General features: G+C 69.9%; 22 protein-coding genes. 16 read left to right on the top strand and 6 right to left on the bottom strand.

Translation table 11 applies throughout. The features are described from left to right. The first annotated feature begins 9 nt into the window (after positions 1-9). Positions 10-2,271, top strand: a complete 2,262-nt coding sequence (locus BZB76_RS17360; protein WP_121435357.1) for a [protein-PII] uridylyltransferase — start codon at positions 10-12, stop codon at positions 2,269-2,271. A 146-nt stretch (positions 2,272-2,417) separates the two neighbouring features. After that, the gene (gene ffh / locus BZB76_RS17355; protein ID WP_121435356.1) at positions 2,418-4,001 is read left to right on the top strand and encodes a signal recognition particle protein; all 1,584 of its coding nucleotides are present in this window, start codon (positions 2,418-2,420) and stop codon (positions 3,999-4,001) included. A gap of 71 nt (positions 4,002-4,072) precedes the next feature. Here the strand turns inward: ffh and BZB76_RS34815 are convergent, their stop codons facing one another. Next, positions 4,073-4,246: a hypothetical protein gene (locus tag BZB76_RS34815; protein ID WP_170180626.1), complete on the bottom strand. Its 174-nt coding sequence runs from the start codon at positions 4,244-4,246 to the stop codon at positions 4,073-4,075. Between the two features lie 813 nt (positions 4,247-5,059). On the opposite strand from BZB76_RS34815, the gene rpsP reads away from it, so the two are divergent. The 8 genes from rpsP to BZB76_RS17310 all read left to right on the top strand — a co-directional run bounded on the left by rpsP (position 5,060) and on the right by BZB76_RS17310 (position 10,726). Then, positions 5,060-5,509 carry a 30S ribosomal protein S16 gene (gene rpsP, locus BZB76_RS17345; protein WP_121435354.1) on the top strand — a complete coding sequence of 150 codons (450 nt, stop codon included), beginning with the start codon at positions 5,060-5,062 and terminating at the stop codon, positions 5,507-5,509. A gap of 1 nt (position 5,510) precedes the next feature. After that, a complete protein-coding gene (locus BZB76_RS17340) occupies positions 5,511-5,753 on the top strand; it encodes an RNA-binding protein (protein ID WP_117399600.1) in 243 nt (80 codons plus the stop codon). A gap of 11 nt (positions 5,754-5,764) precedes the next feature. Further along, on the top strand, positions 5,765-6,277 hold the full coding sequence (gene rimM, locus BZB76_RS17335; protein ID WP_121435353.1) for a ribosome maturation factor RimM: 513 nt from the start codon (positions 5,765-5,767) through the stop codon (positions 6,275-6,277). Continuing rightward, a complete protein-coding gene (gene trmD, locus BZB76_RS17330; protein ID WP_121435352.1) occupies positions 6,274-7,062 on the top strand; it encodes a tRNA (guanosine(37)-N1)-methyltransferase TrmD in 789 nt (262 codons plus the stop codon). Before rimM ends, trmD begins: the two co-directional genes overlap by 4 nt. Positions 7,063-7,180: 118 nt before the next feature. Beyond that, a complete protein-coding gene (rplS, locus tag BZB76_RS17325) occupies positions 7,181-7,531 on the top strand; it encodes a 50S ribosomal protein L19 (RefSeq protein WP_089312872.1) in 351 nt (116 codons plus the stop codon). 162 nt (positions 7,532-7,693) lie between these two features. Then, positions 7,694-8,602, top strand: coding sequence for a signal peptidase I (lepB, locus tag BZB76_RS17320; protein ID WP_121435351.1), 909 nt, complete (start codon positions 7,694-7,696; stop codon positions 8,600-8,602). Between the two features lie 1,087 nt (positions 8,603-9,689). Continuing rightward, on the top strand, positions 9,690-10,415 hold the full coding sequence (locus BZB76_RS17315) for a ribonuclease HII (RefSeq protein WP_121435350.1): 726 nt from the start codon (positions 9,690-9,692) through the stop codon (positions 10,413-10,415). Then, entirely contained in the window at positions 10,412-10,726 is a 315-nt protein-coding gene (locus BZB76_RS17310) for a DUF2469 domain-containing protein (RefSeq protein WP_121435349.1), read from the top strand. Before BZB76_RS17315 ends, BZB76_RS17310 begins: the two co-directional genes overlap by 4 nt. A gap of 905 nt (positions 10,727-11,631) precedes the next feature. Here BZB76_RS17310 and dprA read toward each other — a convergent pair. From dprA to BZB76_RS17295, 3 genes are read right to left on the bottom strand one after another with little or no spacing between them, the layout of a single operon-like run. Continuing rightward, positions 11,632-12,804 (bottom strand): DNA-processing protein DprA, encoded by a 1,173-nt coding sequence (gene dprA, locus BZB76_RS17305; RefSeq protein WP_121435558.1) that lies wholly within the window; start codon positions 12,802-12,804, stop codon positions 11,632-11,634. Further along, positions 12,801-14,354 (bottom strand): YifB family Mg chelatase-like AAA ATPase, encoded by a 1,554-nt coding sequence (locus BZB76_RS17300; protein ID WP_121435557.1) that lies wholly within the window; start codon positions 14,352-14,354, stop codon positions 12,801-12,803. Before BZB76_RS17300 ends, dprA begins: the two co-directional genes overlap by 4 nt. Further along, positions 14,354-14,707, bottom strand: a complete 354-nt coding sequence (locus BZB76_RS17295) for a YraN family protein (protein ID WP_420534786.1) — start codon at positions 14,705-14,707, stop codon at positions 14,354-14,356. The genes BZB76_RS17300 and BZB76_RS17295 overlap by 1 nt, the downstream gene beginning before the upstream one ends. A 155-nt stretch (positions 14,708-14,862) precedes the next feature. On the opposite strand from BZB76_RS17295, the gene BZB76_RS17290 reads away from it, so the two are divergent. Next, positions 14,863-15,777: a tyrosine recombinase XerC gene (locus BZB76_RS17290; RefSeq protein WP_337959756.1), complete on the top strand. Its 915-nt coding sequence runs from the start codon at positions 14,863-14,865 to the stop codon at positions 15,775-15,777. Positions 15,778-16,988: 1,211 nt separating this feature from the next. Here BZB76_RS17290 and BZB76_RS17285 read toward each other — a convergent pair. Further along, positions 16,989-17,690 (bottom strand): M23 family metallopeptidase, encoded by a 702-nt coding sequence (locus BZB76_RS17285; protein ID WP_121435347.1) that lies wholly within the window; start codon positions 17,688-17,690, stop codon positions 16,989-16,991. A gap of 386 nt (positions 17,691-18,076) precedes the next feature. Here BZB76_RS17285 and rpsB point away from each other — a divergent pair, with 386 nt between their 5' ends. The 5 genes from rpsB (at position 18,077) to BZB76_RS17260 (ending at position 22,696) form a co-directional block, all read left to right on the top strand. Next, positions 18,077-19,027 carry a 30S ribosomal protein S2 gene (gene rpsB, locus BZB76_RS17280; protein WP_121435346.1) on the top strand — a complete coding sequence of 317 codons (951 nt, stop codon included), beginning with the start codon at positions 18,077-18,079 and terminating at the stop codon, positions 19,025-19,027. A gap of 85 nt (positions 19,028-19,112) precedes the next feature. Beyond that, positions 19,113-19,949, top strand: a complete 837-nt coding sequence (gene tsf / locus BZB76_RS17275; RefSeq protein WP_121435345.1) for a translation elongation factor Ts — start codon at positions 19,113-19,115, stop codon at positions 19,947-19,949. A gap of 255 nt (positions 19,950-20,204) precedes the next feature. Further along, positions 20,205-20,903, top strand: a complete 699-nt coding sequence (gene pyrH / locus BZB76_RS17270; RefSeq protein WP_121435555.1) for a UMP kinase — start codon at positions 20,205-20,207, stop codon at positions 20,901-20,903. 90 nt (positions 20,904-20,993) lie between these two features. Then, the gene (gene frr / locus BZB76_RS17265) at positions 20,994-21,551 is read left to right on the top strand and encodes a ribosome recycling factor (RefSeq protein WP_121435554.1); all 558 of its coding nucleotides are present in this window, start codon (positions 20,994-20,996) and stop codon (positions 21,549-21,551) included. Then, a complete protein-coding gene (locus BZB76_RS17260; protein ID WP_246007006.1) occupies positions 21,551-22,696 on the top strand; it encodes a phosphatidate cytidylyltransferase in 1,146 nt (381 codons plus the stop codon). The genes frr and BZB76_RS17260 overlap by 1 nt, the downstream gene beginning before the upstream one ends. Positions 22,697-22,747: 51 nt before the next feature. On the opposite strand, the gene BZB76_RS17255 is transcribed toward BZB76_RS17260, so the two are convergent. Beyond that, positions 22,748-23,893: a suppressor of fused domain protein gene (locus BZB76_RS17255; RefSeq protein ID WP_121435344.1), complete on the bottom strand. Its 1,146-nt coding sequence runs from the start codon at positions 23,891-23,893 to the stop codon at positions 22,748-22,750. Positions 23,894-23,916 lie beyond the last annotated feature (23 nt).

Raw genomic sequence — 23,916 nt, 5'->3', positions numbered from 1 at the left:
GCACCGTCGATGCCGACGCACGTTGAGACGGCCCGCGCCGCCCTTGCCGCGGCGCGGGCCGCTCGAGCCGCCGAACTGGACCGGTGGTTGGAGTCCCTGCTGGCGTCCGGCCCGGGATCGGCGGACGTCGCGCTGCTCGCGGTCGGCGGCCACGCCCGGCGCGAACTGACGCCCGGCGGCGACCTCGACCTCGTCCTGGTGCACCGGGGCGACACGGACGTCGCCGGGGTCGCCGACCGGATCTGGTACCCGGTGTGGGACTCGGGGCTGCGGCTCGACCACTCGGTCCGCACCGTCCCCGAGGCCCGGACGGTCGCGCGCCGCGACCTGAAGGCCGCGCTCGGACTGCTGTCGGCGCGCCTGATCGCGGGCGAGCGCTCCCTCGCCGACGATCTGCGCGCCGCCGTCCTCGCCGACTGGCGCGCCGACGCGCGGACCCGCCTCGCCGAACTGGCGGACCTGTGCCGGCAGCGCTGGGAAACCCATGGTGAGCTGGCCTTCCTTCTGGAACCCGATCTGAAGGAGGCGCGCGGCGGGCTGCGGGACGTCCAGGTCATGCGGGCCGTCGCCGCGTCCTGGACGACGTCCGGGCCCGGGAACGCGGTGCGCGCCGCCCATGACCTGCTCCTCGACATCCGGCACGCGTTGCACCAGGTCACGGGACGTTCCGCTGACCGTCTCGTCCTCCAGGAACAGGACGCGGTCGCCCAGGCCCTCGGTCTCGGCGACGCCGACGTCCTGCAACGCGCGACCGCGGAGGCCGCCCGGACGATCGCCTACGCGTCCGCCCACACCTGGCACCGGGTGAAGCGCCTGACCAGGGCCCGGAAGAGCGTCGAGCGGCGCCCCGTCGGGGACGGCGCCGTCGAACACGACGGCGAGGTCGTCCTCGCCCGCGGCGCCGATCTCGACGACCCGGCGATCGTGCCCCGCGTCGCCGCTGCCGCCGCCCAGGCGGGCCTGCCACTGGCCCCCGCCACCGTCGCCCGCCTCGCGGACCACGCGGCCCTGCCGGGAACGCCGTGGCCCGCCGCCGCCCGCGACGCCCTGGTGTCCCTGCTCGGCGCCGGTCCCGCGGCCATCGGCGTCTGGGAGGCCCTCGACCAGGCCGGGCTGATCGTCCGGCTGCTGCCCGGCTGGGAACACGTCCGCAACCGTCCCCAGCGGAACCCCGTCCACCGCTTCACCGTCGACCGGCACCTCGTGGAGACCGCCGCCGGCGCCGCCGCCCTCACCCGCGAGGTCGCCCGCCCCGACCTCCTCCTCATCGGCGCCCTCCTCCACGACATCGGCAAGGGCCGTCCCGGCGACCACAGCACCGCGGGCGCCGTCGTCACCCGCGACATGGGCGCCCGACTGGGCTTCCCCGAGGAGGACGTGCGCGTGCTGGAGACGCTCGTCCGCCACCACCTGCTCTTCCCCGAGACCGCCACCCGCCGCGACATCGACGACCCGGTCACCGTGCGGACCGTCATCGCCGCCGTCTCGGAGGTGCCGGGCCGCGAACGCGAGACCCTCGACCTGCTCGCCGCGCTCGCCGTCGCCGACGGCCACGCCACCGGCCCCGCCGCCTGGGGCCCCTGGAAGGCGGGCCTCGTCGCCGACCTCGCCCGTCGCGCGGCCGCCGCCCTCTCCGGCGGCACCCCGCCACCCGTCCCCACCATCGCCCCCGAGCACGCCGGACTCGCCCGCCACGACGGCGCCGCCGTCCGCGTCGCCGGCTCCCGCATCACCATCGCCGCCCCCGACCGTCCCGGACTCCTCTGGCGCGCCGCCGGCGTCCTCGCCCTCCACCGCCTGGACGTGAAGACCGCCCGCACCGTCTCCGCCGCCCCGGGCGGCGGAACCGCCGTCCTGGACTTCACGGCCGTGCCCGACTACGGCACGCCACCGGACCCGGCCGGGCTGGAGGCCGACCTGCGGCGCATGCTCGCGGACCGCCTCGACGTCGCCGACCGCCTCGACCGGCGTGCCCGGTCCCGGCGCGCGCGTCCCGGCGCGGCGGTACCCCCGCCACGGGTGATGATCGTGGACGACGCGTCCCGCACCGCGACGGTCGTCGAGGTGCGCGCACACGACCGGCCGGGCCTGCTCTGGCGCATCGGACAGGCGCTGGGAGCCTGCGGCCTGCACGTCCTCGCCGCCCGAGTCGACACTTTGGGCGCCGAGGCCGTGGACGTCTTCTACGTGGTCGACGCGGAGGGCCGTCCCCTGGACGATCCCGCCGCGCTCGCGACCGTCCGCGCCCGCGTCCTGACCGCCCTCCGCTGACAGATACACGACACCGCCGCCCCTTCCGGCCGCATGACGGACGGGACGCTCCCCGAGGACGGTCCGGTCAGAGGGGGTGGGGCTTCGCCGACGACCCGATACGCTGATAGGCGATCCCAGACGCTTTCCAAGGACGGTCCAGACACGTGTTCGAGACGCTCTCCGACCGGTTGACGACGGTCTTCTCGTCGCTGCGCAGCAAGGGCCGGCTCTCCGAGGCCGACATCAACGCCACGGCCCGGGAGATCCGGATCGCCCTGCTCGAGGCCGACGTCGCGCTGCCCGTCGTCAAGGACTTCATCGCGCAGATCAAGGAGCGGGCGCGCGGCGCGGAGGTCTCGCAGGCGCTGAACCCGGCGCAGCAGGTCGTCAAGATCGTCAACGAGGAGCTCATCAACATCCTCGGCGGCGAGACCCGCCGGATCAGACTGGCCAAGACCCCACCGACCGTGATCATGCTCGCGGGTCTGCAGGGCGCCGGTAAGACGACCCTCGCGGGGAAACTGGCCCGGTGGCTGAAGCAGGAGGGGCACGCGCCGATGCTCGTCGCGGCCGACCTGCAGCGTCCCAACGCCGTCCAGCAGCTGCAGGTCGTCGGGGAGCGGGCCGGGGTGCCGGTGTTCGCGCCCGAACCGGGCAGCGGCGTCGGCGACCCGGTGGACGTGGCCCGCCGCTCCATCGACCAGGCACGGCACGCCCAGCACGACGTCGTCGTGATCGACACCGCCGGTCGTCTCGGCATCGACGCCGAGATGATGCGGCAGGCCATCGACATCCGCGACGCCGTCCGGCCCGACGACGTCCTGTTCGTCGTCGACGCGATGGTCGGCCAGGACGCGGTCAACACCGCACAGGCGTTCATGGACGGCGTCGGCTTCGACGGTGTCGTCCTCACCAAACTCGACGGCGACGCGCGCGGTGGCGCGGCCCTGTCCGTCCGGCACATCACCGGCCGTCCGATCATGTTCGCGTCGACGGGCGAGAAGCTCGAGGACTTCAGCGTCTTCCACCCGGACCGCATGGCGGGCCGCATCCTCGACATGGGCGACATCCTCACCCTGATCGAGCAGGCCGAGCAGGCGTTCGACGCCGAGCAGGCCGAGAAGATGTCCAGCAAGTTCGCCTCGGGCGAGGACTTCACCCTCGAGGACTTCCTCGAGCAGATGATGATGATCCGCAAGCTCGGCCCGATCGGCAACCTGCTCGGCATGATGCCCGGAATGGGACAGGTCAGGGAGCAGGTCAACCAGATCGACGACCGGGACCTGGACCGCATCGCCGCGATCATCCGCTCGATGACCCCGCAGGAACGCACCCAGCCCAAGATCATCAACGGCTCCCGGCGGGCCCGGATCGCCACCGGTTCCGGCGTGAGCGTGGGCGAGGTCAACAGCCTCGTCACCCGGTTCTTCGACGCGCAGAAGATGATGCGGCAGATGGCCGGCGGAATGGGCCTGCCCGGCATGCCCGGCGGACGCAAGAAGACCAAGGCCGCGAAGGCCGCCAAGAACAAGAAGGGCAAGCAGCGCAGCGGCGACCCGCGCAAGCGCGCCGCCGGAGGCAAGGGCCGCCAGGAACAGCAGCCCGCGGTCGACGGAACGCCCCAGGGCCTCCCACCCGGCCTCGGCGGCCCCGGCGCCCCCGGAGGCCTCCCCCCGGGCCTCGGCAAGCTTCCCCCCGGCTTCCAGATGCCCGACCTCAACAACCTCCAGACCCGCAAGAAGAAGTAGCAGGGCCCCGCCGCGGCCGATCCACGCCGCGGCGGCCCACCGACCCCCCAAGCACCCCACCCAAACCGCACCTACTGCCACAGGGGCCGCAGGCCGAGGCTCTCCGCGAGGTTGTCGGCGCGGACGAGCGCGGTCAGGCCGGGCTCGGTGTCGGGCCCAGCCCCCGGCTGGCAGCCGCGCGCCAGTCCTGCGCCTTCGTACTGCACCTTCGTCCCACCCCGCCGCGCCCACCCGAAGTCACCCATGGCGCAGCGCTTCTGGGGGCGCCTGGCGTGCATGCGCCAGGTCGCCTGTAGGTGGGCACCCGGCGCCGCGCCTTCGGGCCCGCCTCGCGCCTGCCGAAGTCGCTTCGCACAAGCTCGTGCATGGCGCTGCGCTTCTGGGGGCGCCTGGCGTGCATGCGCCGAGTCGCCTGTAGGTGGGCACCTGGCGCCGCGCCATCGGTGGCGCCTCGCGTCCGCCCGAAGTCACCCGCACAAGGCCGCGCTGGCGCGGCGCCTTCGGGCCCGCCTCGCGCCTGCCCGAAGTCGCTTCGCACAAGCTCATGCATGGCGCTGCGCTTCTGGGGGCGCCTGGCGTGCATGCGCCAGGTCGCCTGTAGGTGGGCACCCGGCGCCGCGCCATCGGTGGCGCCCCGCGTCCGCCCGAAGTCACCCGCACAAGGCCGCGCTGGCGCCGCGCCTTCGGGCCCGCCGGGGTCCACCCGAAGCCGCCCTGCACAAACTGTGCATGGCGGATCTCGGCCGCCGGACGGACTTCGTCGTCCGCCTCAATGAACAGAGAGGGCAATCACCGCATCACGGTGCGACAATTCGCGACGGATCCGCTCGCCGTCCCCCTCGTTTCGTGCGATCGTGGCGGTCGCGGACGGCAACACGGCAGCGCGCGATTGCGCGTTTCCAGGAATCGTCTGGCAGAATGACAGGCTGGAAACCCCGGATTCGCCAGGCGCCCTCTCACGTCCTGGGCGACCGGAGTCCTCGGACGGCCGTGAGCCGGTGTTCCCCACCTGGCCCGGGCCCGTCCACCCGTAATGAAGTCTGGAGTACACCACACCCGTGGCAGTCAAGATCAAACTCAAGCGTCTGGGGAAGATCCGGAACCCGCAGTACCGGATCGTCGTCGCGGACGCCCGCACCAAGCGTGACGGGCGTGCCATCGAAGAGATCGGGATCTACCAGCCCAAGCAGGAGCCCTCGCTCATCAAGATCGACTCTGAGCGGGCGCAGTACTGGCTCGGCAAGGGCGCGCAGCCGACCGATCCCGTCCGCAACCTGCTGAAGATCACCGGCGACTGGCAGAAGTTCAAGGGTGAGCCGGGTGCCGAGGGCACGCTCAAGGTCGCCGAGCCCAAGCCCGACAAGAAGGCCGCGTTCGAGGCCGCCGTGAAGGAGTCGCTCGGCGACGACGAGGCCGCCGGCGCCGCGACGACCCGCAAGAAGAAGGCCGAGCCGAAGAAGTCCGAGGCGAAGGCCGCCGAGACGACCGAAGCTAAGAGCGAGGGCTGACGTGCTCGAAGAAGCGCTCGAGCACCTGGTCCGCGGGATCGTGGAGAACCCGGACGACGTCCGGGTCCGCGCCCGTCGGATCAGGGGCGGCCGGGTGCTCGAGGTGCGAGTGCACCCCGAGGATCTCGGCAAGGTCATCGGCCGCAGCGGACGCACCGCCAAGGCCCTTCGCACGGTGATCAGCGCCCTCTCCGGTGGCCGCTACGTGCGCGTTGACCTCCTCGACGTCAACGAGGCCCGCTGAGTGGCGTCCCGATGAGCGAACCGCTCGTGGTGGGGCGGATCGGACGGCCACACGGGATCCGCGGTGAGATCACCATCGATGTCCGCACGGACGACCCGGACACCCGGTTCGCCGCGGGCACGGAGATCGCCACCGACCCCGCGTCCGCCGGACCCCTCACCGTCGAGCGAACCCGCTGGCATTCGGGACGCCTGCTCGTGCGTTTCGCCGGGGTCGCCGACCGGACCGCCGCCGAGGAGCTTCGCGGCGTCTGGCTGGTCGTCGACCCCGGGGAGATCTCCCCGTCCGCCGACCCGGACGACTTCCACGACCGTGAACTGATCGGGCTCGCCGTCGTCACCGCCGACGGCACCGACGTCGGCCGTGTCGCCGACGTCCTCCATCACGGTCAAGACCTCCTGGTCGTGGACGGGCCCCGCGGGGAGACGCTGGTCCCCTTCGTGACCGCGCTCGTCCCCGAGGTGGACGTCACCGGGGGGCGGCTCGTCATCGATCCGCCCCCCGGCCTGCTCGACGAATCATGAGAATCGACCTCGTCACGATCTTCCCCGAGTACTTCGCCGCCCTCGACATCTCCCTTCTCGGTAAGGCGCGGCGAACCGGGATCCTGGACGTCCACGTCCACGACCTACGCGACTGGACCCACGACCGGCACCGCACCGTCGACGACACCCCGTACGGCGGCGGCCCCGGCATGGTCATGAAACCGGAGCCGTGGGGCGAGGCGCTGGACGCGATCGTCCCGCCGCACCACGCCGACCCGCCTCGGCTGCTCATCCCCACGCCCAGCGGACGGCCGTTCACGCAGGCGCTCGCGGCGTCGTACGCGACCGAACCATGGCTGGTCGTCGCCTGCGGACGGTACGAGGGCATCGACTACCGCGTCGTCGAGGACGCCCGCACGCGAATGCCCGTGGACGAGATCAGTCTCGGCGACTTCGTGCTCGCCGGAGGAGAGGTCGCCGCCCTCGTCATGATCGAGGCGATCGGACGGCTGCTACCCGGCGTCCTCGGCAACGCCGCGTCGGTCACCGACGACTCGTTCGCGCCCGGCGCCATGGAGACGTTCCTGGAGGGCCCCGTCTACACCAAGCCTCCGGTCTGGCGCGAACGACCTGTACCGGACATCCTTCTGTCCGGACACCACGGCGCGATCGCCCGCTGGCGGCGCGACGAGGCCCTTCGCCGCACCGCGCGATACCGCCCCGACCTGCTAGGACGCCTCGCCCCCGAGGACCTCGACAAGCAAGATCGGGCGGTCCTGCGCGAGGCCGGTTTTCCGGTTGACGGCGAAGATATGGCAGACTAGAGCGTCCGTGCGTCCAGACCGCACGGCACCCCACGACCACTTCCCGCGGCGCGACGCCCCCACGGCAGAAACTCCGGGGCCTCTCGACGCCCGCGTTCGACCATGAGGAACCGCTGCGATGCACACCCTGATCCAGGAGATCGAGAAGGCCGCCATGCGCGCCGACGTCCCGGACTTCCGTCCGGGCGACACGCTGAAGGTGCACGTGCGTGTCACCGAGGGCAACCGGAGCCGTATCCAGGTCTTCCAGGGAGTGGTGATCCGGCGCCAGGGCGGCGGCGCCCGCGAGACCTTCACCGTCCGCAAGGTCAGCTACAGCGTCGGCGTCGAGCGGACGTTCCCGATCAACAGCCCCTCGATCGACAAGATCGAAGTCGTCACCCGCGGTGACGTCCGCCGCGCCAAGCTCTACTACCTGCGCAATCTGCGGGGCAAGGCCGCGCGCATCAAGGAGAAGCGCGACCACTGAGCCTTCGCCGTCGAGAACAAGGCCAATGAACGCCATCGCCCCGGGAACCCTTAACGGTGACCGGGGCGTTGCCCGTTTCGGGCGGACATGGTCGGCTTGGTCCCCGGCGACACGCCCACGAGCGGTCTCCGGCGACCCCGGCGACGCTAGGCTTTCGCTCTGATGACTGACGAGGACGATCGGAGAGACGTGCGATCCGAGGCCGAGGGCGCGGTGCCCGAAGAAAAGGAGCCTGTGGACTCGACCGACGAGACGGCCGACGACTCCGACGATGGCAAGGACGAGAAGAAGAAACAGGGCTCTTTCTGGAAAGAGCTGCCCATTCTCATCGTTGTCGCCGTGGTCCTCGCCCTGATCATCAAGACGTTCGCGGTCCAGGCCTTCTACATCCCTTCCGGCTCCATGGAGAACACCCTCCAAGTCGGTGACCGCGTCCTCGTCAACAAGATCGTCTACCACACCCGTGACATCGCCCGCGGTGACGTGATCGTCTTCAACGGCCTCGACTCCTGGGACCCGGAGATCCAGGTCAACGAGCCCGGCAACCCCCTCTCCAAGGCCCTGCGCGCCGTGGGCACCGCCTTCGGCGTGGCGCCCAACGAGAAGGACTACATCAAACGCGTCATCGGCATCCCCGGCGACCACGTCAAATGCTGCGACGCCCAAGGCCGCGTCACGGTCAACGGCGTTCCCATCGACGAGGACTCCTACCTCTACACCGACCCGGTCACGCACGAGCGGAACAAGCCGTCCAACGACCCCTTCGACGTCACGATCAAACCGGGCCAACTGTGGGTCATGGGCGACCACCGTGAGCTCTCCCACGACTCCCGCTCCCACCGCGGCGACCCGGGCGGCGGCACCATCCCGGTCGACCGCGTCATCGGCCGCGCCTTCGTCGTCGTCTGGCCCCTGGACCGCATCGACACCCTTCCGATCCCCAAGACCTTCAAACAGTCCGCCTTGAAGAAATCGGCCGCCGCCGCCCTCCCCGCCACCCCCTTCGCCCTCGGCGCATTCGGCACCCTCCCCCTCGCCTACATCCTGAGACGCCGCCGCCTCAAACCCTGACCATCACACTTGCAAGCCGCACGACCGGCCCCTGCACGCCCGTCTCGGGACCGGGGCGTGCACCCGCTTCCCCAGCGCGAGACCCAGGAGCCGACACCGCTGCGATGACCGCGCAGGCCGCCTACGGCCTTCCGCGGGCCGTGAGCGGCCCTGTGCGCACGCCTGCAGCTCTCCGCTCATCCGGTAGCTCCTCCCGCCACGCGACCACCCAACCCACATACTCCCGTCAGTCGGAAACCGGGCCATCAGCGTGGCGGCTGGCTATCGTGACGCCGGCCTTTTCCGTGTGAGCGCATGGTGTGCGGGCTATTGCATAGGTCATCTGGCTCGTTGGTGTTGTGGACGGTCTCAGGTTGCTAGCGCAAGACCCTCTCGTGCGAGCACGAAGCGCGCGGGCCTTCAAGACATGGGTCGAGTGGCTTGCCGGTGCGTCGGGCGGTCACTGGCTGCCGGCGCAACAGGCCCCCTCGTGAGAACGCAGCGTGCGGACCTTTAGTGGGTGCGTCGAGTGGCTTTCGGCGTGGCGACCCGCTTACTGGCTGCTTGGGCGCCAGCCTTCTCGTGTGTGCGTAGTGTGCGGGCCTTCGTGGCGTGGGTCGAGTGGCTTGTAGGTGTGGTGGGCGGTCGCTGGCTGTTTGGGCGACTGTCTCTCGCTTGTGTGCGTGGTGTGCGGGTCTTCATTACGTGGGTCGACGGCTCGTCGGAGTGATCATCGTCCGTTCGGTGGTCGGTGCGGTTGCCTTTGCAGGGCGCGCGCTCGGCTTCTAGCGCTTGTCGCGTGGAGGAGGATGCGGGCGGCGCGGGGCCTGGTGCTGCGTGTGGGGCGGACGGCCCAGCCGACTGCAGATGCAGGGTCGGCGCCCGTTCGGTGGCGTTCTTCCTCCTCGGCGGGCGGCCGCTCGCCGCGAGCCCGTCCGTGGTGCGCCCGCCCGTGTTCGCCGAGGGCGGCGCGGCGCCGGCGCGTTGCGGGCGGCCGGTACGCCGTTGCCTGGTCATGGCATGTTCGGCCCGGGGGTGATCGGGGACATGGTGGGAACGGTCGCGTTCGGGGAGCGGTGGGCGGGCGTGGCGACGTACGCTGCGGAGCATGAGGGGTCGTCCACTTCGCTTCACGCCGCGCCGTGACGCCGGGCTGCACGCCTACGAGCGTGCGCTGGCACATGCGGGGCTCAGCCCGGTCGCCGGGGTCGATGAGGCTGGGCGGGGAGCGTGCGCGGGTCCGATGGTCGTCGCGGCGGTGATCCTTCAGGGCGGACGGGGCAGAATCGACGGCCTCACCGACTCCAAGCTGCTGACTCCGGCGCGACGCGAGGCGCTCTACGAGGAGATCACCGAGCGCGCGTACGCCTGGAGCGCGGTCGTCATCCCGTGCCATGACATCGACCGGATCGGTCTGCACCGGTGCAACATCACCGGGATGCGGCGGGCCCTCGCCATCCTGGACAAGCGGCCCGCCTATGTGATCAGCGACGGGTTCCGGGTGCCGGGGTTGGACGTCCCCGCACTCGCGATGATCAAAGGAGACCAGACGGCGGCGTGCGTGGCGGCGGCGTCCATCGTCGCGAAGGTCACCCGAGATCGAATCATGGTGGCTCTCCACGAGCGGTACCCCGAGTACGGTTTCGACCTCCACAAGGGGTATGTCACCCGTGCGCACGGTAAGGCGCTCGCCGCGTACGGTCCCTGTCCGGAACATCGGTTCTCCTACGTCAACGTGGGGCGTGCCTTGCGTAACAATGGAGAGGTGGCCTTGGTGGAGGAGACCGAAGGGGAGGTCCCTGGCGAGGGCCGCACGGAAGGGGCACGAGCGTGAGCGCCGAGGATCTCGAAAAGTACGAGACCGAGATGGAGCTGCAGCTCTATCGCGAGTACCGCGATGTCCTCGGGCTCTTCACCTATGTCGTCGAGACTGAGCGCCGCTTCTATCTCACCAACTCGGTCGACCTTCAGGTGCGCAGCGTCGACAACGGCGAGGTTTTCTTCGAGGTGACGATGCAGGACGCCTGGGTCTGGGACATGTACCGTCCCGCCCGCTTCGTCAAAAACGTTCGGGTCGTCACGTTCAAAGACGTCAACGTCGAAGAACTCGCCAAGAGCGATCTCGAACTCCCTTCGAACGACTAGGACGCATTCCCGCGCCAACCATGATCTTCTTGGGTTTGAGTATTGGGTCGCCCTCCTTTCTTACGCAGTTTCGGGGCCGTTAGGCGGAAAGTGGGCAAGGCGAGGTGAGAAGGCGCCTCCGCTGCTTTAGGGCGTGTTTCGAGGTGCCGCCAGAGCACTCGCCTGACGGCTCACGCCCTCAGAGGGTGTCGGAGAGCTTGACGTTGCTGCGAAGAGCGCCCTCTCTCATACCCGCTTTCTCGTTGCTGGATGGGCGGAGGCCCGCATGTGGGGGCCATGTTGGGACGTGGCTGAAGGTGCGGGTCGGGAGTCGTCGCCTGTGGGATCGCGGGGGCCTCACCCGCCTTGCTATGGCTTCCGCCGCTGTTGGGTCGTTGCTGAGAGTGACGTCACTTCGGAGGTGCTCTGATGCCCGTTCTCCATTGCTGGACGGGGCGGTCGGGGGCTGTGCGTGGGTTGGCACCGGGGGGGGCACGGGGGGTCGTCCCCCCGAAAAAGCGAAGGATCGCCACGGAAAGGTGCAAAGCGCCGACCATGGGGACCCCAGAAAGGCCGTGCGGGGTCTGTCAGGGGTGCGGCTCGGGAGTTGTCGTCAGGCCGCGGTTTGGTTGTTGGTGGGCTTGACGTCGCTTCGGAGGTGCCTCTATGCCCATTCTTCGCTGTTGGAAGGAGGTTGCCGGGGGGCTGTGCCAGCTGGAGGCTGGGCTGAGACATGCCTGAGGGTGCGGGCCCAGGGGCGTCCACCTGAAGGAGCCTCAAGGGGTCCTGTTCGCCTTGGTCGTCATACGCTGCGGTTTGACCGTTGTGAGGTTGACGTCGCTTCGAAAGGTGTCCTTTGATGTCGCTCCCCCATGCTGGGTGGGGCAGGTGGGGTGTGCGTTGCTGGAACCGCATTGAGGCGTGGTTCATGGGGTTGGTCGCTGGGTGTCGCTGGTGGGGCCCTCGGCGGACTTGCCCGCCTTGGTGAGGCGCCAGCCTGAGGACGTGCGTTCGACGAAGCCGGCGGCGGCAAGGAGGCCCAGTTTGGCGTTGATCGTTGTCAGGTCGACGCCCGCCTTGACGGCGAGTTGTGCGGGGCCCGCCGTGCCGCGGGCGGGGAAGGCCTCCAGGACGGACCGTGTGACCGGTTCCAGGCGGTCGCGGGGGAGCACCGGGGTGTGCGGTGGTGGGGCGAGGTCGGCGCCGAGTCGACCCACGGCCTCGACGATCTCCTCGACGCGGGTGACGAGGATCGCGCCGTCCTCGCGCAGCAGCCGGTGACAGCCCACCGAGGCCCGGCTGGTGATCGGACCGGGCACGGCCATGACCATGCGGCCGAGTTTGGACGCCCAGCCCGCGGTGTTGAGGGCGCCGCTGCGGGCCTCCGCTTCCACGACGACCGTGCCGCGGGAGAGGGCGGCGATCACCCGGTTGCGGACGAGGAACCGGAGACGGTGCGGGTGCGTGCCCGGCGGGGACTCGCTCACCAGGACGCACCGGTGGGCCATCTCCGCGAAAAGACCCTCGTTGGACGCCGGATACGGGACGTCGACGCCGTTGGCGAGGACGCCGACGGTCGGGCCCTCGGCGGCGAGGGCGCCCCGGTGGGCCGCCGCGTCGACGCCCAGCGCACCGCCGGAGATCACCGTCCAGCCGTCGTCGGCCAGTTCGAAGGCGAAGTCGCTCGCGGCGCGCAGGCCGTAAGGGGAGGCGGCGCGGGAACCGACGAGAGCGACCGAACGTAGGCAGCTGTATCTCAGGTCGAGGGGGCCTCGTAGCCAGAGCGCGTAGGGGCGTCCGCTTCCGAGGTCGTCGAGCGTTGTCGGCCATTCGGAATCTCCTGGGCAGACGAGGCGTCCGCGGAACTGGGCGCAGACGGCCATGTCCTGGTCGGGTTCGGCGGCGATCAGACGGATCCGCCACTGTTCGAGGCGTTGGATCTCCTTCGGGGAGGCGGACAGGCCGTCGGGCAGCCGACCGGTCCGTATCGATTCGAGTGCCTGTTCCGGGCCGGAGCGGTCGATGATCCGGTTGAGGAAGGCGTCGCCGGGTTCGGCGACCGCGGTGAGCGTGGCGCGGGCGGTGCGTTCGTCGCTCATTGGCGCCCCGCCGACCACAGGGTGAGGGCGCCGCCGACGTCATCCGCGTTGGGTTCGTCGTGTCCTGCCAGGTCGGCGATCGTCCACGCGACGCGCAGGATGCGGTCGAGGCCGCGTGCGCTGAGCGCTCCTCGTTGGAGGGCCTCGTCGGCGCTCACCATCGCGTCCGACGGCGGAGTGAACCGGCGGCGCAGTTCCGGCCCGGGAATCTCGGCGTTGGAACGCCACGCGGTCCCGGCCAGGCGTCTGAGCGTTCGTTCTCTGGCGAGTTGGACGCGTTCGGCCACCACCTGACTGGATTCGGCGAACTCCAGATCGAAGCGGAGTTCGGCACGACTGGCCGGTGTCAGTTCGAGTTTCAGGTCGATGCGGTCGAGGAGTGGCCCGGACAGGCGGGAGGTGTACTTGCGGCGTGTGCCCGGCGCACATGAACAGTCGATCTGTTTGGCCGCGGCGCACGGACACGGGTTCGCCGCCAGCACGAGTGTGAAGCGGGCGGGGAAACGCGCCATCCCCTCGATGCGGGTGATTCTCACCTCGCCCTCTTCGAGGGGCTGGCGGAGGGCGTCGAGCGTTCCCACCGCGAACTCCGGAGCCTCGTCCAGGAAGAGGATCCCCCGGTGGGCGAGGGACACGGCGCCCGGTTGGAGGACGCGGCCCGAGCCGCCGCCGACCATCGAGGCGCGGGAGGCGGTGTGATGGGGTGCGTAGAAGGGCGGTTGGGTGATGAGAGGCTGGCCCGGCCGAAGCGTTCCCGCGACGGAGTGGATCGCCGTGACCTCAAGCGCCGTGTCGGGTTCCAGCGGAGGCATCAGCGTCGGCAGCCGCTCCGCGAGCATCGTCTTGCCGCAGCCCGGCGGGCCCGCGAAGAAGAGGTGATGCCCTCCCGCGGCGCTGATCTCCAAAGCCTTGCGGGCCTCCGCCTGCCCGCGGACGTCGGCCAGGTCCAGGTCTTGCGAGTAGTCCTGTTGTCGGAGGGCGAACCCGTCGGCGGGGGAGCGGGGACCGTCGTCCTCGTCCTCCTCGACGGGCGGGGGTTCGTTCCGCAGGAGGCACAGGAGGCCGCGAAGGGTGGCGGCCGACACGACCTTCATCCCCGGGACGAGTTCCGCCTCGGCGGCGTTCGCGCGGGGAACGACGACCGTTTGGCAGCCTTGGTTCGCCGCGGCCAGCACGGCGGGCAGGACGCCCTGGATGGGGCGCACGCGTCCGTCCAGGCCGAGTTCGCCGATCAGGACGAGATCCGCGCAGGCCTGTGCCGGGACGGCCTCCGCCGCCGCGAGCAAGGCCACGGCGATGCTCAGATCGAAGGTCGAGCCCTTCTTCGGCATGCTCGCCGGGCACAGCGAGACCGTGACGTGGCGGTTGGGATAGTCCTCACCCGAATTGAAGATCGCGGCGCGGACCCGGTCGCGGGCCTCACTGAGCGCCGTGTCCGGAAGGCCGACAAGGTGGAGGCCGGGGACGCCGCTGGTGATGGCGGCCTCCACATCGACCACCCAGCCGTCCACTCCCACCAGGGAGACCGAGCGTGTCCTCGCGAGCGTCATCAGCACACCTCCGGCAGGTGATCGACCAGGAAGCCTTCGCCGTCCGAGATCAGGCCGAGGACGTCCACCCGCACGAGCGTTCCGCTGACGCCGTGCGCGGCCGCCCACCGCCAGGCCAGTCGCCGTAACCGGGCCGCCTTGGCCGCGGTGATCGCCTCCATGGGGTCGCCGAAGCGGTTCGAACCCCGGGTCTTGACCTCGCAGACGACATGCCTTCTGCCGTCATGGGCGACGATGTCGAGCTCGCCTTCGCGGCAGCGCCAGTTGCGGTCGAGAATCGTCCAGCCGAGACCGACCAGGTAGTCGGCGGCGGCGTCCTCACCCCGGCGGCCGAGGCTGATATGGGCGTTCAAGGGCCTCACCTCCGGTTCCCGACGATGCCGCGCGGTGACAGTGCGTCGTCGAGAAATCGCTCCTTGTGGATAACTTCGGGGAACATTCGCGGCGAGTCAGTGCAAACCGGCATCCGGTGCTTGCTTCGGCGGGGCGGTTGACGCACCGTGACGCTGTGGCCAACGCGATGGAGGACGCCGTCGCCGGGTTCGGGCGTCATCTGCGCGCCGAACGCGGCGTCTCACCGCACACCCTGCGGGCCTACCTCGGTGATCTGAACGACCTCACCGGTTACGCCGCCGACCTCGGAGTCACGGACCCGGCGGCGCTGGAAATCTCGCTGCTACGGGCCTGGCTCGCCCGTCAGCACGCACTCGGCCGCTCCCGCGCCACCCTGGCCCGCCGTACCGCGGCCGTGCGTGCGTTCACGCGATACCTGCACCGGCGAGGCGTGCTCCAGGACGATCCAGGGCTGCTGCTCGGCACCCCTAGACGGCAGCGCGACCTGCCAGGGGTGATCACCCAGGACGAGGCAGCGCGCCTTCTCGACACGATGGACGCCCAAGGTCCGCTGGGTCTTCGTGACCTCGCGGTGCTGGAGACGTGCTACGCGACGGGCGTGCGAGTCAGCGAACTGTGCGGTCTCGACATCGATGACCTGGACACGGAACGCGGCACGGTCCGCGTCCTCGGCAAGGGTGGACGTGAACGAACCGTCCCCATGGGACAACCGGCGGCCCGCGCGATCCAGGACTGGCTACGGGCGGGGCGTCCGGCGCTGGCGAACGACCGTAGCGGCCCGGCCCTCTTCCTCGGCGCCCGTGGTGGACGTCTCCACCCGACGAGCGCGCGCCGCATCGTCCACACACGTATAGCCGAGGTCGGCCAGGTACCCGACCTGAGCCCGCACGGTCTCCGCCACAGCGCCGCCACACACCTGCTTGAGGGCGGTGCCGACCTTCGAAGCGTCCAAGAGATCCTCGGACACGCCTCTCTGCAAACGACCCAGCTCTACACCCATGTCTCGGTCGAACGACTCAAACACGTCCACCGCCAGGCCCACCCCCGCGGCACCCGATCCGATAAGTAGCCAAGCGGGTAGGCGACGCCGATAGCGCTACGCCAATGCGGTGTAAGGGAGGAGGAGCAAGCCATCTTCGGCGGGCGGGCGCGGCTTGTGCCTGCAGGCCTACCTGAGGTGGGCCCCAAGGCCGGATGCGGCCGAGCGGCTTGGCGCTTCCACCGGCAAGCGCACTCCCGTATACCCGGCCTGGTCAGTAGCTCTGCGGGGGTGGTCGTAGGCGACGGAGGCGTCAAGGTGGTGTAACCGGCGGCGATACCGGGTTCGGCGGGCGGCGGTCTCCCCTGCGGCATTGAGTTCACCGGTGGGAAGGTCGCGGCTGGGCGGCTCGAGTACGTCCTGCGGGCACACCTACGTGGCACCTGGGCGGATCAGTAGCTCTGCGGGTGGTCGTAGGTGATGGTGAGACGTCAAGGTGGTGTAATCGGCGGCGAAGCCCAGTGCAGTGGGCGTGGGTGGTCAGTCCGCCCCGGGTTGCGCGGGTGGGAAGGTTGCGGCTGGGCGGCTCGAGTACGTCCTGCGGGCACACCTACGTGGCACCTGGGCGGATCAGTAGCTCTGCGGGTGGTCGTAGGTGATGGTGAGACGTCAAGGTGGTGTAATCGGCGGCGAAGCCCAGTGCAGTGGGCGTGGGTGGTCAGTCCGCCCCGGGTTGCGCGGGTGGGAAGGTCGAGGCTGGACGGCCCGAGTCCGTCCTGTAGGCACACCTACGTGGCACCTAAGCCGATCAGTAGCCCTGCGGATGGTCGTAGGTGACGGCGAGACGTCAAGGTGGTTTAACCGGCGGCGAGTCCAGTGCAGTGGGCGTGGGTGGTCAGTCCGCCCCGGGTTGCGCGGGTAGGAAGGCTGCAGCCGGGCGGCTCGAACACGTCCGGTAGGCACACCGACGCGGTATCCCGGACCGATCATTGACCCCTTCGAGTAGTCGGACGCAATAGTCGTACGCCAGGGCGGCGTCGCGGGCGGGAATGTTGGGTTTGGTGGGTGGACGTTGTTTGCCTGCAGCGCCTGGCTGGGCGGCTGGCGCGTTTGCTGGCAAGCGCATCGCCGGTGGAACTGGCTTGGTCGGGTGTCCTGCAGATGGGCGAGGGGGATGGTCGGTGTGGCAAGGTGGGGCAGCTTGTGGGAAAGCGGGGGTGGGTCTGATCCCTATGCCTGCCGCCCTGGGTGGATGGCAGGCATGGGGGGCGGACGGTGACGTGTCGGCGCTGTCGCCCCCGTTAGGGGGTGCGGCGTAGGCGGCGTTCGTGGGACAGGTCTATGACGCCCGGTGGTGGGCGGCGGCGCCGGTGCCGGAGCGCGCGGGTGCGTGTGCGGCGCCAGACGAAGGCCGTGGTGAAGGTGAGAGCCATGCCGGTCAGGGCCCCGCCCGTCGCGTCGCGTAGGGCGATGCCGGGCTCGCCTTGAGGGACGGGGCGCTTCTCGGGCGGCGACGGGCGTTCCCAGTGGGGAAGCAGGCGCAACTCGCGCTGCACCAGGCTGAGCGGGTTCAGGTAGAGAGACCCGTGCAACAGGCCCCAGTGGAGGCATGTCATCGGGCAGTGTGGCAGGCCGTCCTCCACGGTGCCGATGCGGCTGCCGGACGTGACCCGGTGCCCCACACGGACGTTGGCCCGAACGGGCAGGTACGTCGTTCGCAGCACGCCATGGCCGATGGCGACCACACCGCGTCCCGACAGACGGTCGGCGTAGGTGACGCGTCCCGGACCGGCGGCGTACACGGGCTGCCCCGGACGGGCCGCGAGGTCGACGCCGCGGTGGCCCGGACCCCACGGGAACGTCGGCGGGCTGAAGCCCCGGACGACCTGTGGAGGCGGCGGCCCCAGCGGCCAGCGCCAGCTCTCCGGAGCCGGGCCGGGGCTGTTCGGGCCGGGCGTCACGACGGCGAACACGCAGGTGAGGAGCAGTGTCAGCAAGCTCATGCACGGCAGCCTGCCGCGGTCGCGAACCGCCTGCCCGAAGGTCGTCCAACTGTGGATAACCGGCTCCGCCGGTGATTCCCGGACGCGTCCGCGCCCTGATAATCTGTGACCGTGCTCGAAAGGGCATCGGCCAGGCCAGGCCGTCGACGATCTCTCCGAGGAGGATCGCCGGGAAGCCGCCGCGAGCGGAGAGGTCACCAGACCCGGAAACGGGTCACAGCCGCTAGGGGTGTCCCGGCGGCTGATTTCACGCGTCCGCATGCCACCGCACTTCTGGTGGGGCGCCGCCCCTCGGTCCGTCGCCATGGCGACGGTGGGACGACACCCGGGCGTAGGCAGACAACCAAATGCGGCCCGGCAAGGGCCAGAGAAGGAGAGCACGGGCAATGGCACCCGTCGTCACCATGCGGCAGCTCCTGGAGAGCGGCGTCCACTTCGGCCACCAGACCCGTCGGTGGAACCCGAAGATGAAGCGCTTCATCCTCACCGAGCGCAACGGCATCTACATCATCGACCTGCAGCAGTCGCTGTCCTACATCGACCGGGCCTTCGAGTTCGTCAAGGCCACGGTCGCCCACGGCGGGACGATCCTGTTCGTCGGCACCAAGAAGCAGGCTCAGGAGTCCATCGCCGAGCAGGCCACCAGGGTCGGCATGCCCTACGTCAACCAGCGTTGGCTCGGCGGCATGCTCACCAACTTCTCCACCGTCCACAAGCGGCTCACCCGGCTCAAGGAGCTGGAGGAGATCAACTACGACGATGTGGCCGGTTCCGGCATGACCAAGAAGGAACTTCTCGGCCTGCGTCGTGAGAAGGACAAGCTGGAGCGCACCCTCGGCGGCATCCGCGACATGGCGAAGGTTCCGAGCGCCATCTGGATCGTGGACACCAAGAAGGAGCACATCGCGGTCAACGAGGCCAAGAAGCTCGGCATCCCGGTCGTGGCGATCCTGGACACGAACTGCGACCCCGACGAGGTCGACTACCCGGTCCCGGGCAACGACGACGCCATCCGCAGCGTCAGCCTCCTGACCCGCGTCGTCGCCGACTCCGTCGCGGACGGCCTCATCGCCCGCGCGGGCGCGTCCGGCGGGGACAGCAAGCCCGCCGAGGGCACCGCGGCCGCGGGCTCGGAGGAGCCGCTGGCCGAATGGGAGCGCGACCTGCTCAAGCCGAGCGAGAACGCCGCCGAGGCGCCCGCCGAGGCTCCGGCCGAGGCCCCGGCGGAGGCCCCCGCGCAGGCCGAGGCGGAGGCTCCGGCGGAGTCCGCCGAGAGCCCGCAGGCGGCGGACGAGGGCCAGGAGGCCCCGAAGCCCACCGAGGCCGAGCAGGCTTGATCCCGCGGTCCCGGCGACGGCCCCCGCGGGGCGTCGCCGGGACTGTCGCGGGTCCCACGACCAACGACGAGAGAAGCGAAGAGCGATGGCTAACTTCACCGCCGCTGACGTCAAGCGGCTACGCGACCTGACCGGCTCCGGCATGATGGCCGTGAAGAACGCCCTCACCGAGGCGGACGGCGACTTCGAGAAGGCCACCGAACTGTTGCGCCTCAAGGGCGCCAAGGACGTCGGCAAGCGCGCCGAGCGCACCGCCGCCAACGGCCTGGTCGCCGAGTACTTTGCGAACTCCGGCGACGGTGCCCTCCTGGAACTCAACTGCGAGACCGACTTCGTCGCCAAGAACGAGCAGTTCATCCAGCTGGCGAACCGGCTCGTCGAGTTCGCCGTGAGCAGCGGCGCCGCCGACGCTCCGGCCCTGCTGGGCACCGAGATCGAGGCGGGCAAGACCGTCCAGGCCCTGATCGAGGAGAACAGCGCCAAGATCGGGGAGAAGCTGGAACTGCGCCGCTTCGCGCACTTCCAGGGCGCCTATGTGGCCAGCTACCTGCACAAGTCCGACCCGTCCCTGCCGCCGACCACCGGTGTGCTGGTCGAGCTGGACGTGGAGAACCCGCAGGTCGCCAAGGACATCGCCCAGCAGATCGCGGCGATGGCCCCCCAGTACCTGACCCGCGAGGAGATCCCCGCCGAGGTGGTCGAGAAGGAGCGGGCGATCGCCGAGCAGCGCACCCGCGACGAGGGCAAGCCCGAGCAGGCGATCCCGAAGATCGTGGAGGGCCGGGTGAACGCCTACTTCCGCGACCTCGTCCTGCTCGAGCAGGAGTTCGTGAAGGACCCCAAGAAGAACATCACGAAGGTCCTGGACGAGGCCGGCGTGAGGGTTGTCCGCTTTGCCCGGTTTAAGGTCGGGCAGGCTTAGGGGCACTCTGGAGACGGGTACCCAGACAGAACGCGAACCTACGAGGAGGCCGCCGACGTGCCGGACAAGACGACAACTAGCGCGACGGCGGCCTCGTCGTCTGATCGGGACGGCACGGAACCGGGTTCGTCCGAGGGGAAAGCGACGTCCGGTACGAGCTCGTCCACGGGCGCGACGGCCGGGGGCGCCGAGACCGGGCGGCGGGAACGGAGCGCGGACGGTCGGCACGGTCCCCGCGCCGGCTGGAAGCGGGTCCTGCTGAAGCTTTCGGGCGAGGCCTTCGCCGGACGTGACCCGCTCGGCATCGACCCCGAGGTCGTCCAGCATGTGGCCGAGGCCATCGCCGAGGCCGTGCGGGACGGCGTCCAGGTCGCGGTCGTCTGCGGCGGTGGCAACATGTTCCGCGGCGTGGTCATGGCCGAACGCGGAATGGACCGCGGCCGCGCCGACTACATGGGCATGATCGGCACGGTCATCAACTGTCTGGCCCTCCAGGACTTCCTGGAGAAACTGGGTCTCGACACGCGCGTCCAGACGGCCATCACCATGAGCCAGGTGGCCGAACCGTACATTCCACGGCGTGCCATCCGGCACCTGGAGAAGGGCCGCGTCGTCATCTTCGGCGCGGGGCTTGGCCAGCCGTTCTTCTCGACCGACACCACCGCCGCCCAGCGCGCGTTGGAGATCGGTGCCGAGGCCGTACTGAAGGCCACGCAAGTGGACGGTGTCTACGACGCCGATCCGCGCAAGAATCCAGACGCGGTCAAGTTCGACCGTTTGGAATACGGTGAGGTTCTACAGCGGGGTCTGAAGGTCATGGACGCCACGGCCATCAGCCTCTGCATGGACAACGCGCTCCCCATCGTGGTGTTCGACCTCATGGGGCAGGGCAACATCGTCCGGGCGGTCCGGGGTGAGAAGATCGGCACGCTGGTCAGCCCGGAGGAGGGCTGACCACAGCCCACGACCGCGGTGCGTGTCGCGCACACGGAACGCATCGCGGAACCGTACGACCAGGGCCGACCAGATGACATGGGAGTCACAGTGATCGACGAGACTCTCCTCGAGGCAGAGGAGAAAATGGAGAAGGCGGTCGCGGTCGCCAAGGAGGACTTCCAGGCCATCCGCACCGGACGGGTCACCCCCGCGATGTTCAACAAGATCACCGCCGAGTACTACGGTACGCCGACGCCGATCAACCAGCTCGCGTCGTTCACGCTGCCGGAGCCCCGGATGGTCATCGTCCAGGTCTTCGACAAGTCGTCCATGCAGGCGGTGGAGCGGGCGATCCGTGACAGCGACCTCGGGGTGAATCCCAGCAACGACGGCAACGTCATCCGGGTCGTCTTCCCCGAACTGTCCGAGGAACGCCGCAAGGAGTTCATCAAGGTCGCGGGCCACAAGGCTGAGGAGAGCCGGGTCTCGATCCGCAACGTCCGGCGGCGTGCCAAGGACACCCTCGACAAACTCGCCAAGGACGGCGAGGCGGGCGAGGACGATGTCAGGCGTGCCGAGAAGGAACTCGACGACGTCACCCACCGCTACGTGGCGCAGATCGACGAGTTGCTTGAGCACAAGAAGGCAGAGCTGCTCGAAGTTTGATGGAACTCGACGACGCCGGGGAGACCTCGCACTCCCCGGATGAGCCGGAGACCGACATGGCCGGGCACGCACCGGACACCTCCAGCGAGGACGTCTCCTCCTCCGGCACCACACCTCCCGTCGGCGCGCGCGCACACGCCCCGCCGTCAGACCTGTCATCGTCCGACGCGTTCCCCGCGGGCTCCTCGCGCGACGGCGAGCCCTCCGGGGGCGCGTCGCGTGCCGGGGCCGCCCGCGCGGAGCCGTCCTCCGCGAACGACGACCCCACAGGCGCGTCCTCCGCGGACAAGCCCTCCGCGGGCTCGTCCGGTGGGACGTCCGGGGCCAAGCCCACCGGCAGGACGGGACGCAACCTTCCGCTCGCCATCGGAGTGGGACTGGGGCTCGGCTCCCTGGTGCTGCTCTCCGTCTACACGGTCAGGGAAATCTTCCTTGCCGTGATGGTCGTGTTTCTCTTCATCGGCATGCGGGAACTGACCGAGGCGTTCAAGAGCCGCGACCTGCACGTCCCGTTCATCCCGGTCGCGACGGGCATGGTCGGTACACCGGTCGTCGCGTACGTGTGGGGGCCCACCGCCACGGTCGCCGCCGTGGGGCTGACGGTTCTCGCCCTGCTGATGACGCGGATGCTCGAAGGCGCCGACGGCTATGTGCGGGACGTGTCCGCCGGCGCGTTCGTCGTCGGCTACCTGGTCCTGGTCGGTGGGATCGTGGCGCTGCTGATGCGTCCCGACGACGGCGACCACCGCATCATCATCTTCATCGCCACCACCGTGGCCAGCGACACCGGCGGCTTCTTCGCCGGCTCGTTCCTCGGCAGGCACAAGCTCGCGCCCACGATCAGTCCGAAGAAGACCTGGGAGGGAGTGACCGGCTCCGCCCTCATGTGCATGCTCGTCGGCGGCTGGCTGGTCTGGTGGCTGCTGGACGGCGGCACCGTCTGGCAGGGCGTGCTGGTCGGTCTCGCCGCCGTGGTCACCGCGACCGCGGGCGACCTCGTCGAATCGATGATCAAGCGCGACCTCGGCATCAAGGACCTGGGAACGATCCTTCCCGGGCACGGTGGCGTGATGGACCGCCTCGACTCCCTCGTCGTCACGGCCCCCGTCGTCTGGCTGCTCCTGGAACTCTTCGTCCCGAGCTAGCACGGCGCCGCGCCTCTGGACGGGCCGTGCGGGTTCAGGGGCGTGGGCCGGTCATGAGACGACCCAGGAGCGGCCCTGCTGGGCGAGACGCCGGATGAGCGCGTCCGAGCCCTCGTTCTTGGCGAAACGGTGCTCTTCACCGGTGATGGGAACCAGCCACAGCCACCGGACGGGGTCGCCGCCCAGTGTCAGGCCGGTCAGCTCAGGTGACTCGGGACCCGCCAGACGGCTCGGGTCGTCCAGGAGAAGCACGCCCTCCCAGACGGACTCACCGCTGCGCAACGGGAACGTGCGGGCCTCGTGGTACCACTTGACGACGTCTCCCGGCGCGAACCACGTCACCGACCGCCACGGGTACTGCGCGAGCCACGGGAAGATGCTGCCCGCGCGCTGACTGGGCAGGGTGCTCGCCACAGCCAGTTCGATACGTCCGTACGGGGTGACGTCGTCCTCGTACAGTTCGACCGTCGGCATTCGTTGACGGCACATCCCGACCGTGCTCAGGACGGTGAACTCCCGGCCGCCTCGTGCGGGACGTTCCGAAACCCCTACCGTCGGAGCCACACCGCTTCGGCCACTTCCCAGCTGCCGTCCCACGTCGTGCCAGTAGTGGCCGCCCGGTCCTAGCCGTTGGAGCAGGTGACCGAGCACCGACTGCTGGAACTCCGCCCACGAGCCGTCCGCGCGGCACATCTTCCAGTGTTCACGCGCCCGGTCGATCCGCGGGCCGAAGTCGTCGATCTCCTCCTCCAGCGGGAACGCGAAGGGGCTCTGGCGTGTGGCGTCACGGGCGTATCCGGGGATACCGCGTCCCATGTCGGACCAGCCGGGGATCACGAACAGCAGGTCACCCGCGTCGAGGACGGCCACACCGTCGCCCTCCTCGAACCACACGACCTCCAGGCTCTCTGGATCCAGGGCCTCGCGGCCCGCCGATCGACGCACATGGGACTCGGGCAGGAGAGGGGCACGACCGGAGTTCAACCGGGTCTGGTCGAAGTCGGCGGGTGCCTTGCGGTGGTTCGCGACCCACACCGCGCCGACCACCGAGTCCCGCGCGTCCTTCAGGTAGGCCGCGGTGACGTCGCCGTCGGTCTCGATCACGAGCCGCCGACTGCCGTACGGGCTGGCCGTCGCGTGGACGACCGTGGCCGTGGATCCCTGGGGCGAGGCGGCGCCCCTGCGCAATACCGGCATGATCGAGACCTTAGTCGCACACA

It is taken from the genome of Actinomadura pelletieri DSM 43383 (genome assembly GCF_003634705.1).
Lineage (GTDB): Bacteria > Actinomycetota > Actinomycetes > Streptosporangiales > Streptosporangiaceae > Spirillospora > Spirillospora pelletieri.
This window is presented reverse-complemented; position numbering and strand designations above follow the sequence as displayed.